Genomic DNA, 13,781 nt, shown 5'->3' on the forward strand with positions numbered 1-13,781 from the left:
TCCTTATATATAAAACATATATCCAGGGTTCTCTGGATTTTCTTCCGTATATTTTGCTAAATCTTCTATTGTAGTTGTATCTAGTACATTTTTTACAGCGTCTCGAATACGCATCCACAACTCACGCTGTGGCGGGGCTTCCTCTTCAATTCCCTCAACGATTTGAATTGGTCCTTCCAATACGCGAATAACATCTCCTGCAGTTATTTCACTAGGTGTTTTTGAAAGCATATAACCACCGTATGCCCCTCTTACACTCTTCACGATTCCTGCGTTTCTAAGAGGTGATACAATCTGCTCTAAATACGCTTCAGATAAATTATATTCAGCAGCAATTTGTCTAAGTGCAATCGGACCTTCTCCGTACTGCTTTCCTAGAGCTACTATAATTGTTAAACCGTATCTTCCTTTTGTTGAAAATTTCAATATAATTCACCTCATAAGATTAAAAAATTCTTTCCCTAGTATAGCATAATTACACACTATATCGACTTCAAAATGACTTTTTAGACAATCTTCTATATAATAAAAGAACAAACGTACGAAAAAGGAGAGATCATTTTGCAAAATGAACCTTTAGCATATCGGATGAGACCTCAAACTATTGATGAACTAGCTGGACAACAACATGTTATTGGAGAAAACACAGCTTTATATAAAATGATAAAAAACGGACATGTTCCCTCTATGCTTTTATACGGCGATCCTGGAGTTGGCAAAACATCTCTTGCATTTGCTATTGCAGGTACGACAAAATTGCCCTTTGTTGCGTTGAATGCCACTAAAGCTGGAAAAAAAGACGTGGAAGATGTAGTGGCTGATGCACGTATAAGCGGTAAAGTTATTTTGTTCTTAGACGAAATTCATCGTTTTAACAAGTTACAACAGGATACATTGCTTCCCCACGTGGAAAACGGATCGATTATTTTAATCGGTGCAACAACAGAAAATCCCTATCATGATGTAAACCCAGCGATCAGGTCACGTTGTGGAGAGATCAAACAACTCAAAAGACTAACAACCGATGATATAGATTTACTTTTAATGAGAGCTTTGGAAGATAACATAAAAGGACTTGGTCAACAGAACATTCAAATAACAGAACAACAAAGAAAACTAATAGCCGATTCAGCAAACGGAGATGCCAGAAAAGCTTTAACTCTTTTAGAATCTACTATTTTTGCAAGTTTTGAAGAAAATGGTGTAACCATTGTGGAGGATTCCACATTGAAGAGTCTTGTTGATCGTGTAGGAGTTTTTGGGGACAAAAAAGGTTCTCATTTTTACAACCTACTATCAGCTTTACAGAAATCTGTCCGTGGTAGTGATACTGATGCGGCACTATACTACTTAGCCCATCTATTGGAAAATGGTGATTTAGTAGCTGTATCCAGACGTTTACTCGTGATGAGTTATGAAGACATCGGCCTAGCTAATCCATCAGTAGGACCACAAGTATTAGCCGCTATTCAATCCGCTGAACGTTTAGGGTTACCAGAAGCAAGAATACCTTTAGCTAACGCAATAGTACTCATGTGTCTGTCGGAGAAATCCAATTCTGCATATTCTGCTTTAGATGCTGCAATAGCAAGCATTCATCAGGGGAAAACAGGTGATATTCCAAGTCATTTGAAAGATACACATTATGCAGGCGCTGCAGATTTAGGACATGGTGGATATATTTATCCGCATAATTATAAAATCGGGACGTTTGGGGGTTGGGTCAATCAAACCTATTTGCCAGACAATTTAGTAGGAAGTTCTTTCTATAAACCGATCGAGGCTGGTGAAGAAAAACGATTGGCTGCTATTTACAAGCGATTAGAGAATTTTAAAACAGAAAAAAAATGAGATAATCGGGCATAAAGGCGCCCAGTCCTTAAAAAATAAAAGCGTAGATAGGCCATTGATTGGAGCGAAGAGCGGACGCTTTCCGTGGGCACGGCTTCAGCCGCTTCCCTCGCTACGCTCAGTCCAGGGTCTTCAGCTCGCGCTGTTCCCACTGGAGTCGCCACACTGCGCTCCAATCAATTAGATCCACTCAATCTGATCGGATAATTGGATATAAAACCGCCTAAATATATATGTTTCATCTTAAAATAAGTAAGGCTGAAAGGGACTCATATCAAAGGAAATCCATTTTCTACATTCTACGTTACGGAATAATAGCCCAATACTACGCAGACTGTTTAATCCCTAGATTAACTTTTGACTACTCTTTTTATCCAAACGATAAGCTATGCTCTATCTTGTTGTTGAGTACTACCTGCATAATTGATTGAAGTGAAAGGTGGCGACTTCTGCGGGATGAGTGAGACAGATGAGCTATCACAGCGACGCGCTGGCGACGGTGATAGCTCATCGCTCACCCCGCGAAACGCGCCCACCTGTAACGGAAATCACAGCATTCCCAATCTTTTAAGTCCAATTTTATATTCTTTCTTAATCTCTAAAAAATCCAGTCCCCTTAAGAAGGGACTGGATTTTTTATGGATTAAACACCCATTTTGCGTCTTGTATTACTTACCTTTTTAGTTTGTTGGCTTTTCATTTTCTGATTTCCTGTAGAACCGTTAAGGGAAGTTTTACCACCTGCAGCTTGATTCTTTTTGTCTTCAAGTTTTTGCTTTACAGCTTCTTGAAGGGTCATTTTCTTTTTAGGTGTTTCTTGGTTATTTGTTTCAGTCATCGTATTTCCCTCCTTTATATACATTAAGTATAAGTCATCAGGAAAAAACTTCAAGCAATTACTGTACGCGTGTAATATGAATATCTTTTGTAATGTCATTTATAACCCAGCTTGCACATATTAAACCTACTGTAGAAGGAACAAATGCATTGGAAGACGGTGGCATTTTTGCTTTTCTAATAGTAGCTTCTGGCTTACCAACCGTTTCTACTACGTCTTCTCTCACAACAATAGGACTCTCATCCGAAAACACAACTGGTATACCTTTTGTAATGCGGTCTTCTTTGCGTAACTTGGTACGTATCACTTTTGCAAGAGGGTCTGTATGAGTTTTAGAAATATCGACAATTTTAAAACGAGTAGGATCTGTTTTGTTAGCAGCACCCATACTTGAAATAATTTTGATATTACGCTTTAAACATTCTTTCATTAAATGAATTTTATATATAATTGTATCTGACGCATCAATAACATAATCTATATTCATCGCAAAAAATTGTTCAAACGTTTCTTCCGTATAAAACATATGCATATCGATTACTTCACATTCTGGATTAATGTCAGCAATACGCTCTTTCATCACTTCAGATTTTGATCGACCTATTGTCGATATGTAAGCTACTAATTGCCGGTTAATATTAGTAATGTCTACATTATCTTTATCTACTAAAATAATACGACCAACACCACTTCTGGCGCATGCTTCTGCCGCGAAGGATCCAACTCCCCCTACACCTAAGATGGCTACTGTTGTTTCTTTCAGTAATTCCACACCTTGCTTCCCTACCGCAAGTTCATTTCTAGAAAATTGATGTAACATAAAAAACACTCCATATAAATCAGATTAGTAGGATTAAATCCCAAGAAAAAACCTCCAGCAGATGCGCCAGAGGATATTGAAAAAATGATACGAATCCCAATTGTGCCGACAAATAGAGCGTATCGTTTTGAACCCGCAAGATGCAGGTGGGTGTCCTCTTTATTAATCTTGGCGTCCCGATTAAGGGCATGTCATTCATAATAAAAGTTAGACTCCCAACGATAAAATTGTTCGGTCAAAACTGATTGGCAAATTGCGAACACATCAGGATTCGTGTTATTTAGATAATAGCATATGAATTATAAAACTTCAATCATTTTATCACCCTCTTTTCGGACTATTCTGAATAATAGGTAAATAGAATTATTAGTCTATACTTCTCCTCAAATTAAATTTTGCACCTTCAGTCGTAAGGTTAGTCCATCTCGAATATGATGCTTCATATAACAAAAATGGAGGAACATGAATGAATTCCTTAAGTACATATTTCTTATTAGGGATATCCCTGGCAGCACCAATAGGACCTGTTAAAGCTACACTCTTAAATACTGGTATCAAAAACGGCTTTTTTCATGCATGGTTTTTTGGAATTGGTGCCATCATAACCGACATAATTTATATGTTCATGGTTTATTTTGGTATAGGCCAATTTATTGATTCCCCGTATATGCGAATATTTTTATGGAGTTTTGGTTTCTTTGTACTTATGTACACGGGCATCGAAAATTTACTGACTATAAATAATATTTCTATGGATCCTAAATTCCGTAAAATTGTTCGTTTACGCCACTCACTTCTGGCAGGTATACTAATGGCTTTTTTAAATCCGTTGACTATTTTATTTTGGTTAGGTATTTATGGATCTATTTTAGTTAGTGGCGGTGGTGAAATTTCTGGAATCGAAACGATTATTATTAGTATTGCTATCTTGCTTGGTATCGCGCTAGTCGATTTCTTGATGGCCTTCTTTTCAAGTAGTTCACGAAACCTACTTTCCACTTCAGTATTAAAAGCTGTTTCATTCATTTCTTCTTTGTGTATGATAGGCTTCGGTATCTATTTTGGAATCCAAGCATTTCATGCACTATTTTAAAAAACTTTTGACGTATATTGTAACACGCAAAGGAAATCATACCTTAAAGATTATTAGTTGAGGTGTGGTGTGCAAATGATAAAGAATAACAATCAAACTGACAATGTAAGTATATGGTGTGTTATCAGTATGGCCTCTATTCCACTCGTCATGACTCTGGGTAATTCTATGCTCATACCGATTTTGCCTGTTTTAGAAAAGAAAGTAGGTATCAGTTCTTTTCAGTCAAGCATGATTATTACTAGTTATTCCATTGCAGCTATTTTTCTTATACCTGTAGCAGGTTATCTTTCCGATCGTTTTGGAAGAAAAATTGTCATCTTACCTAGCCTTATACTAGCTTTAATCGGGGGGCTTATCGCTGGTTTTGCTTCTTGGAAAATAGATGACCCGTTTTTTTGGATTATTATTGGAAGAATTCTTCAAGGTATAGGTGCGGCAGGTGCAATGCCAATCGTATTGCCACTCGTCGGAGATTTATATAAAGATGATGATGAAAAAACCAGTTCCTGTCTCGGCCTTATTGAAACCTCTAATACTTTCGGCAAAGTTTTAAGCCCAATTCTTGGATCTGTTTTAGCAGCAGTATTATGGTTTTTACCTTTCTTCTCCATTTCGGTCTTTAGTTTAATTTCTATTGTCATGATATTTTTCTTTGTAAAAGTACCAAAGGAAAAAGATGAGCCAGTAAAGTTTAAAGACTTTCTAAGTAATACTAAAAAGACATTCAAGAAGGAAAGTAAATGGCTTTTTACTGTATTTATAAATGGTGCTTTTGTTATGCTTCTATTATTCGCCGTTTTGTTTTTCTTATCCGAAATGCTTGAAAAAACACATGATATAAAAGGAATAAAAAAAGGTTTTGTAATAGCTATTCCACTTCTGATGCTTTGTATTGCATCATATATAACTGGCAGGAACATTAAGGGTAATGTTTCTACTATGAAAAAAATGACAATGATTTGTTTAGTGGTTATGTCAATAAGTGTAGCATTTATAGGATTTACTAAAGACAAACTAATTCTATTATTGATCATTACGAGTATAATGGGTATTGCGATTGGCGCTTTGCTACCAGTGTTAGATGCACTCATAACGGAAAATATAAAAAAAGAAGAGCGTGGTACCATCTCTTCCTTCTATAGCTCAGCAAGATTCATCGGAGTTGCAGCTGGTCCACCAATCATGTCACTAGTTATGAAAAATTATCTCAATATTAGTTATATTATTGCTGGCGCAATAGGAATTGTTCTTTTTTTCATAGCGCTGAAAATGATAAAAGTAGATGAAATTGAAGGAAAAAATCATAAGGCATAAATATAATGGACTGGGAAGCATTAAGCTAACCAGTCCATTTTTTAAATTCAATTTGATTTTAAACTATATAGAATAAGTAATATCCCCGCAAATAAGCAGACCATTCTAGTTAAGGAAATTTTTTCAGATAAGCCTGTTAAACCAATTCCAGTTGTTACGATTAAAACGATCGGTCCTACTAAAGCTAGTAAGGAGTTAATATAAAACGCTTTTTCTAAATCATTAAATTTAATCATAAGCATTGCTGCAGATAACTCAATACTCCCAGAAAGTAACCTAAGTATAATAATAAATAATAATGCCTTCTCAATAATCAGTATCTTCTACTCCTCTTTACTAAAAGAATATGTACTATTGAGATTATATGTATACTGCTTAAATATTATATATATCAACTAAAATATATTCACAAGAAAATCCCAAGAACGCATTAATTTTAAACTTTTCCAGATCTATGATCACCCTCTCTTTTCTCGATACCTAATGGTGTTTGGCTGTGCATCACTAGCCCACAAATTTTAGATGCAGGTTTTAAATGCTCTGTTAAAGGAAAAGTAATTACTCGCTAATAAGTATGTAGAACTTCTCCCCTCTATAAAGGTGCAAGTCATTACTTAGACGAACGAGGCAATTTAGTTACATAATGAAAAGTTGGAAACATCGATGTAAAGATATCTTTACATATATGTTTTTTTATTTTATACTAAAGGTAAAGATATCTTTACATCATTCCAGAGAGGAAGTTAGTTGGATTTGAAAGTAAAAAACAGAATTAAAGAGATACGTCTAGCAAAAGGGATTAGCCAAATTCAAATGGCAGAAGATTTACAAATTACTAGACAAACGATAAACGCGGTAGAGAATCATAAGTATAATCCAAGCTTGGAGCTGGCACTCAAGTTGATAAAATATTTTGATATAACCTTAGATGAAATATTTACTTTAGAGGAGGAATAACATGAAAAAATTGCAAATCATCATAGTCTGTACACTGATTTTTTCAATGAGTATCGGTTTTTACTTGGGTAGTTTGATGGTCCCAGATTTACCTGTTGGAACGATGAGTGCAGGGATTATTGGTTCGGTTGTAGGTGTAGGTATTGTTCTTGGAACGATCAAATTTCGTGAAAGCCGAAAGAAACATAACATACCTGATATTGATGAAAGAACATGGATAAATATTAAAAATTTCTATGCAATATCATTGTATATAGTTCTATTTGGAAGCATGTTAATTGTTTGTTTACTAATTGCTCTTGGAACAGAAACAATTGAATTGGGTGCTTTAAGTATATATTTATTAATCCTATTTTTTTTATTAGTCATTGGAACACTAGTTGTTAGAAGACAATAAATGAGACAAGACCTATACTATGCAGTTTGAGTTTGCTATAGTAAAGAAAATTTGATTTGTGTTGGTTGTGAGTAGAACTGATCTAGTAACTATATTAACGGGTGCCTTACTTCACAAAGGAGTACGCCTTTTTTTCTTATAGAAGTAACGAGCATTTTAGTAATAACAAGAAATGGGTGTTAAACATGAAAATAAAAACTTTGCCATTAAAAGTGGGACTCTTACTCTTGAGTATCTTTCAAGTCTATACAATTTTGACTAGATGGGGCGAGGACATCCAACAAATATTTTTTGCCAGCATGATTTTGGTAGGGTGTATATTATTGCTGATGACAGACAGGTTTTTTAAAAGAGACAATCGAAATAACCATACAAAATAAAAGAATTTTTTTGAATGTATTTAAAATCAACTTTAACGTTAAGTAAATTACTAAAATACAATTAGCTGTAAATAGACTTAAAGAATTTAATTTTCCCAATGAAAAAGGTGAATATTAAATCGAAGTAAATCTCATTTCAAGTATTGGGACGGCTCAATATGTTGGAAATATTCTAGTAGACTAATGGGGTTTCAACAATTGAAGTAATTTTAAAAGGGTGCTTAGTTAAAAAAGGCAAGGAAAAATGAACTTGGAGATAGATTTTCCAGTTCATTTTTTTATGAGCATCTTTAAACAATCCTAAATTTTAACATAGCCAAAATAAAAAAGGATTCCTCATGACTAGTGTCACGAGAAATCCTTTTAAAATTTACTTATTTTTTAATTTTAAGCTCAAGCTTAACTCATCTAACTGAGCCGTTGCTACTGCGCTAGGTGCTGAAGTTAATAAATCACTTGCACTTGCTGTTTTCGGGAATGCAATTGTATCACGTAGATTTGTACTACCAGAAAGAAGCATTACCAATCTATCTAATCCAAATGCAACTCCGCCGTGTGGAGGTGTTCCATATTCGAAAGCATCCATTAGGAAGCCAAATTGAGCTCTAGCTTCTTCTTCTGAAAATCCAAGTATTTCGAACATTTTTTCTTGAACTTCTCTCGAATAAATACGTAGAGATCCTCCGCCCAATTCATAACCATTTAACACTAAGTCATAAGCTTGCGCACGTACCTTACTTGGATCTGTATCCATTAATGCAAGGTCTTCATCAAAAGGTCTTGTGAAAGGATGATGTGCTGCATAGTAACGACCTTCTTTTTCGTCATATTCAAATAATGGCCAGTTCACAACCCATAAGAATTCATAGCGTGACTCATCGATTAAATCAAGTTCTTTTCCGAGTTTTAAACGTAAAGCCCCTAATGCATCTGCCACCACAGATGTTTGGTCTGCGACAAATACTAATAAATCTCCAGTTGTTGCCTCTAATGCTTGGATAAGGCTCGTTGCTGCTTCTCCTTCGAAAAACTTAGCAATAGGACCTTTCAATCCTTCTTCGTCCACTTTCAACCAAGCAAGACCTTTGGCACCGTAAACACCAACAAATTCTCCTAGAGCATCTATATCTTTACGAGAATAATTTGCTGCAGCACCTTTAACATTTATCGCTTTTACTTGTCCTCCTGTTTCCACGGCGGATGAGAACACTTTGAACGAACTATCTTTCACTATTTCCGAAAGATCTACTAGTTCTAGCCCAAAACGAACATCGGGTTTGTCTGATCCAAAGCGATTCATCGCCTCATCATAATTCATCCGATTGAACGGGATAGTAACATCAACCTTTTTAACGTCCTTCATAATTTTTTTCATCATACGTTCGTTCATTTCCAATATTTCATCCATTGATAGGAAACTCATCTCCATATCAATTTGTGTGAATTCTGGTTGACGATCCGCACGTAAATCCTCATCACGGAAACAGCGAGCAATTTGATAGTATTTTTCAAATCCACCAACCATTAATAGCTGTTTAAATAGCTGTGGTGATTGAGGAAGTGCGTAAAATTCTCCATCATGGACACGACTTGGCACTAAATAGTCACGTGCTCCTTCAGGGGTAGATTTAGTTAAAATTGGTGTTTCTACTTCTAAAAATCCTTCTTCGTCTAAGAAGCGTCTTACTGTTTTAGTAATATCTGAGCGCATTTTGAATGTATCGTACATTACTGGTCTTCTTAAGTCTAAGTAGCGATATTTTAAACGGATATCTTCACCGACGTCCGTTTGGTTCTCTATCGCAAAAGGAGGGTTTTTTGATTCATTAATGATGCGAGCTTCCGTTGCATGTACTTCAATTGCCCCGGAAGAAATATTTTTGTTTACTTGATTGGCTGCTCTAGCAACTACTGCACCTGTAATTTCAACGATAAATTCATTACGCAATTTATCTGCAATTTGAATAGCTGATTCGGAAATCTCAGGATTGAAGACCACTTGTACTAGCCCTGTACGATCACGTAGATCCACAAATATTAATCCACCTAAATCTCTTCGTTTTTGTACCCACCCGATTAGTTGGACTGTTTCACCAATTTGTTGTTCGTTTAATTGCCCACTTGTATGTGTTCTTTTCATTATTCCTCTGCCTCCAACTGTATTGAACTAGTTTTGATTTGATCTATTAATGCACTCAAAGGAACTAAGTTTTGAGTGCCAGTTGCCAGATCCTTTAACATAACACTTTCTTTTTCTAATTCATCATCACCAATTACAATTACATATTTTGCTCCTAAGCGATCAGCAGACTTCATTTGTGTTTTCATTTTACGATCTAAATAATCCATCTCAGCTGTGATTTTTTGCTGTCTTAGCTGATAAGTCAATTCGACTGCTTTTTTCTTAGCAGCTTCCCCTAATCCAATCACATATACGTCTAGAGTCGATTGTTCAGACCACTCATTGTTTTCTGCCTCAATAGCTAACAACAGTCTCTCAATACTCATAGCAAATCCGATGCCAGGAGCATTTGGTCCACCTAACTCTTCTACAAGTCCGTTGTATCTTCCGCCACCTGCTAGTGTAGTGATTGCCCCAAATCCTTCGGCCGCGCTCATAATTTCAAATGCCGTGTGGTTATAATAATCCAAACCACGTACCAAGTTAGGATCTATTTCAAATGGGATATTTAAGATTGATAAGTATTCCTTCACTTTATCGAAGTATGCAGCAGATTCTTCATTTAGAAAATCTGCCAAAGAAGGGGCTGTTTCCATTAACGGATGATTTCGATCTACTTTACAATCCAATATTCGAAGTGGATTTTTTTGTAATCTATTTTGACAATCTGAACAAAACTCTGCTATATGTGGCTCGAAGTGACTAACTAGTGCAGTTTTATGTGACACTCTGCTATCTGTATCTCCAAGTGAATTAATCACTAACTTAAGCTTTTTTAAACCTGCCTTTTGATAGACAGACATTGCCAATGAAATAACTTCCGCATCAATTGCAGGATCTGCACTTCCTATTGCTTCTATTCCAAACTGTACAAATTGGCGATATCTTCCTGCCTGTTGTCGTTCATAACGGAACATTGGTCCCATATAGTAAAGTTTCACTGGCTGATCTGCGTAACCAAACATTTTATGTTCTACAAATGCTCTTACCGCAGACGCTGTACCTTCTGGTCGCAATGTAAGTGATCGATTCCCTCTGTCTTGGAATGTATACATTTCTTTTTGAACGATATCCGTTGTATCTCCAACACTTCTAGTAAATAATTCAGTATGTTCAAAAACAGGGGTTCTAATCTCTTTATACTGATACATTCTACATTGTTCTCTAATTAGTTCTTCAACTGCTTGCCACTTGCCTGTTTCTGATGGCAAGATGTCTTGTGTTCCTCTTGGTACTTTAATATCCATGGTAACTGCCCCTTTCAATAACATATAAAAAAGCCCTCATCCCCTGCTAAAAATAGCAAGGGACGAGAGCTTATATAAGCTTCCGCGGTTCCACCCTAGTTGGTCAAAAATATTGACCCTCTCAATTCTGGATAACGACCAGTTCCGTTTCTGCCTACTAAAGAAAAATCTCTTTCGACAAAAATCCTCTCGAATGTTGTTCACTGAATGCGTATGTAGGAAAGATTTCAGCCACGTCTTTCCTTCTCTTGTCATCCGTTTTAGACAGCTACTTTTTCGGTCATCGGTTTGTTTTAGTTTTTGATTATACTTTATCTTAATGACGTACGACAAATAAGTCAACCCTTTTGAAGAAAAGGTAGAATTTTTAGCTAAGACTATTTACAATGGGTATAGAGGTGATCCAATGAACACTAAAATAATACATAGAATAACTGTTATTTTTTTATCTACATTACTACTTCTACCATACGTACAAGCTGATGCACAGGAGAATGAAGTGACTGTTAATGTCGCATCTTTAAAAGTACGAACAGGTCCAGGTCTTACATATGACACTATTGGTACTGTTACAAAAAACGACAAGTTAGACATAATAGGGAAAGAAAATGATTGGCTTCAAATTAATTTTGGAGGCACTACTGGATGGGTTGCTAGTTGGTACACAACGAAAGAATCGCTTAAATTAAGTAATAAGCAGATTGTGTCTAAAGTAAATCAATTGAATGTCCGTACCGAACCTACTACTTCTTCTGCAGTTATTGGTCAATTAAAAGAAGGTGATACTTCAAATGCATATCAATCTCAAGAGGATTGGGTAGAAATAGACTATCAGGGTCAAAAAGGCTGGGTCAATCAATCCTATATTACTGTTACGGAGCAAACGATAAAAGAAGATACGCCCTTGCCTTCTGGCAAAAACATATTTGAGGTTTCAGTCAATACCTTAAACGTTCGTTCAAAAGCAGATTTAACATCAAAAACAATTGGCCAGGTTAATAAAGGAGACCAATTTACAGTTATTAATTCTGATCATAACTGGGTGCAAGTAGAACTGAAAAATGGCGATAAAGGTTGGTTGTATAGTTTTTATGGGACTTTCTCTAGTTCAGCAACAACTGGAACCGAGAAAGAAAATGGCACTATTACTATTCTCTATAACGGGACAAACCTTCGTTCTGATAGTACTACTAGTAGTGAGGTAGTCACCAGGGCCGATGCTGGTACGACATTTCCAGTAGCTGAAAAAACCAATGATTGGTATAAAGTTATGGTAGGTGATCAAACTGCGTATGTTGCAAGCTGGGTAGTTTCAGCGTCATCCACCACATCTAATGTGAAGCAGGATTCCGAAAACAAAGTCAAAACGGATAAAAAGAAAGCTGATCGTAAAAAAGGTACATTAAAAGGTCTGACTATTGTAGTCGATGCTGGCCATGGCGGGAATGATCGCGGGACAACCGGGGCACTTGGAACGGATGAAAAAGATATTACGTTGATGACTTCAGAGTTATTATCATCCAAATTACAAGCAGCTGGCGCTAATGTAATTTTAACAAGAGAATCAGACGAATATGTAGATCTTCGAAAACGAGTATCAATTGGTCATCAAGTAGATGCAGATGCATTTATTAGCTTACACTATGATGCTATCGATAATAGTTCCATTAGGGGCTTCACGACTTATTATATGCATAGTTATCAGAAAGAATTGGCTACGTATGTCCATAATGGACTTGGTAATATGATTTCCTTAAAGGATAGAGGGACCCAGCCGGGTGACTATTTAGTATTACGTGAAAACAAGCAAAAAGCTATATTAATAGAATTAGGTTATTTGAGTAACGCTTCTGAAGAACGGAATGTCACTACACAAAACTATAGAGAACAAGCGACACACGGCATTTATAATGGCATCATTAACTACTTTAATGCTCAGTTGGATTAACTCTTAGGTCATAAACTGTTTCTATCGTTTTAGATGAGCTTTGGACAGACGTTTTGCTATATGATTACCGAGTGATTTTAAAGTGCTATTGGTTGTGACGTTCGTTTGCCACAACCAATAGTACTTTTGTACTGTAATCAGTTGAGCTATCACAACGACGAGTTAGTGACGGCGATAGCTCATCGCTCACCCCAGGAAAGCGTCAACCTTTAACAGTAATCACAATGTTATTCATTATATACTTTCTAATTCTTAAAAAAAGTTGTACAAATTACTCCTAGTTAGAGTAATTTATACAACTTTTTTGTTTTTAAGCTTCTAACATAATCGTTACTGGACCATCATTCGTAAACGTGACGTCCATCATTGCGCCAAATACGCCCGTTTCTACTTTTAGCCCTTTTGCTATTAGTTTGTTATTGAAAAGTTCCCATAATGGTTTTGCAATTTCAGGTCGAGCTGCATCGGTAAAGCTTGGTCTTCTGCCTTTTCTTGTGTCCGCATATAAAGTGAACTGGGAAACTGACAAAATACTTCCTTGTACTTCTTCTATAGAGTGATTCATTTTACCTTCGGCATCCTCAAATAAACGGAGACCTACCACTTTCTCCACTAAATAATTTATTTCTTTTTCAGTGTCTGTTGTAGTAATACCAACTAACAATAAATAACCGTTTTCTATCTTTCCAGTAACTTGTCCATCTACAGTCACACTTGCATTTTTGCAACGCTGCAACAATACCTTCATGAA

General features: G+C 36.1%; 13 protein-coding genes, 1 other RNA gene and 1 other annotated feature. Of the genes, 6 read left to right on the forward strand and 8 right to left on the reverse strand.

The features are described 5' to 3' along the window. Positions 1-3 precede the first annotated feature (3 nt). Positions 4-426: a cysteine metabolism transcriptional regulator CymR gene (cymR, locus tag MHI40_RS11685; protein WP_093537047.1), complete on the reverse strand. Its 423-nt coding sequence runs from the start codon at positions 424-426 to the stop codon at positions 4-6. A gap of 135 nt (positions 427-561) precedes the next feature. On the opposite strand from cymR, the gene MHI40_RS11690 reads away from it, so the two are divergent. Further along, positions 562-1,851, forward strand: coding sequence for a replication-associated recombination protein A (locus MHI40_RS11690; RefSeq protein WP_340762781.1), 1,290 nt, complete (start codon positions 562-564; stop codon positions 1,849-1,851). 643 nt (positions 1,852-2,494) lie between these two features. Here the strand turns inward: MHI40_RS11690 and MHI40_RS11695 are convergent. From MHI40_RS11695 to ssrS, 3 genes are all read right to left on the reverse strand, one after another. Then, positions 2,495-2,689, reverse strand: a complete 195-nt coding sequence (locus tag MHI40_RS11695; RefSeq protein WP_093537044.1) for a hypothetical protein — start codon at positions 2,687-2,689, stop codon at positions 2,495-2,497. 58 nt (positions 2,690-2,747) lie between these two features. After that, complete coding sequence (locus tag MHI40_RS11700; protein WP_340762782.1) at positions 2,748-3,509, reverse strand: tRNA threonylcarbamoyladenosine dehydratase; 762 nt, start codon at positions 3,507-3,509, stop codon at positions 2,748-2,750. Positions 3,510-3,598: 89 nt separating this feature from the next. Then, positions 3,599-3,783: non-coding RNA, 6S RNA (gene ssrS, locus MHI40_RS11705), on the reverse strand. A 192-nt stretch (positions 3,784-3,975) separates the two neighbouring features. Between ssrS and MHI40_RS11710 the strand changes: the two genes are divergently transcribed. After that, positions 3,976-4,602, forward strand: a complete 627-nt coding sequence (locus MHI40_RS11710; RefSeq protein ID WP_340762783.1) for a LysE family transporter — start codon at positions 3,976-3,978, stop codon at positions 4,600-4,602. Positions 4,603-4,677: 75 nt separating this feature from the next. Next, entirely contained in the window at positions 4,678-5,919 is a 1,242-nt protein-coding gene (locus MHI40_RS11715; protein WP_340762784.1) for an MFS transporter, read from the forward strand. Between the two features lie 47 nt (positions 5,920-5,966). Here MHI40_RS11715 and MHI40_RS11720 read toward each other — a convergent pair whose 3' ends face one another. Beyond that, entirely contained in the window at positions 5,967-6,239 is a 273-nt protein-coding gene (locus tag MHI40_RS11720) for a YqhV family protein (protein WP_340764494.1), read from the reverse strand. 433 nt (positions 6,240-6,672) lie between these two features. Between MHI40_RS11720 and MHI40_RS11725 the strand changes: the two genes are divergently transcribed. Together MHI40_RS11725 and MHI40_RS11730 are read left to right on the forward strand one after the other, a co-directional pair. Next, on the forward strand, positions 6,673-6,876 hold the full coding sequence (locus MHI40_RS11725; protein WP_093537085.1) for a helix-turn-helix transcriptional regulator: 204 nt from the start codon (positions 6,673-6,675) through the stop codon (positions 6,874-6,876). Between the two features lies 1 nt (position 6,877). Continuing rightward, a complete protein-coding gene (locus MHI40_RS11730; RefSeq protein ID WP_340762785.1) occupies positions 6,878-7,273 on the forward strand; it encodes a hypothetical protein in 396 nt (131 codons plus the stop codon). 750 nt (positions 7,274-8,023) lie between these two features. On the opposite strand, the gene aspS is transcribed toward MHI40_RS11730, so the two are convergent. Further along, positions 8,024-9,796 carry an aspartate--tRNA ligase gene (gene aspS, locus MHI40_RS11735; RefSeq protein ID WP_340764496.1) on the reverse strand — a complete coding sequence of 591 codons (1,773 nt, stop codon included), beginning with the start codon at positions 9,794-9,796 and terminating at the stop codon, positions 8,024-8,026. Next, positions 9,793-11,082: a histidine--tRNA ligase gene (gene hisS / locus MHI40_RS11740; protein WP_340762787.1), complete on the reverse strand. Its 1,290-nt coding sequence runs from the start codon at positions 11,080-11,082 to the stop codon at positions 9,793-9,795. The genes aspS and hisS overlap by 4 nt, the downstream gene beginning before the upstream one ends. 55 nt (positions 11,083-11,137) lie before the next feature. Then, positions 11,138-11,375 (reverse strand) — a binding site (T-box leader). Positions 11,376-11,488: 113 nt separating this feature from the next. On the opposite strand from hisS, the gene MHI40_RS11745 reads away from it, so the two are divergent. Continuing rightward, positions 11,489-13,030, forward strand: a complete 1,542-nt coding sequence (locus MHI40_RS11745) for an SH3 domain-containing protein (RefSeq protein ID WP_340762788.1) — start codon at positions 11,489-11,491, stop codon at positions 13,028-13,030. Positions 13,031-13,340: 310 nt separating this feature from the next. Here the strand turns inward: MHI40_RS11745 and dtd are convergent, their stop codons facing one another. Further along, positions 13,341-13,778 (reverse strand): D-aminoacyl-tRNA deacylase, encoded by a 438-nt coding sequence (gene dtd / locus MHI40_RS11750; RefSeq protein ID WP_340762790.1) that lies wholly within the window; start codon positions 13,776-13,778, stop codon positions 13,341-13,343. Positions 13,779-13,781 lie beyond the last annotated feature (3 nt).

The sequence above is a fragment of the Psychrobacillus sp. FSL H8-0510 genome, from assembly GCF_038008345.1.
GTDB lineage: Bacteria > Bacillota > Bacilli > Bacillales_A > Planococcaceae > Psychrobacillus > Psychrobacillus psychrotolerans.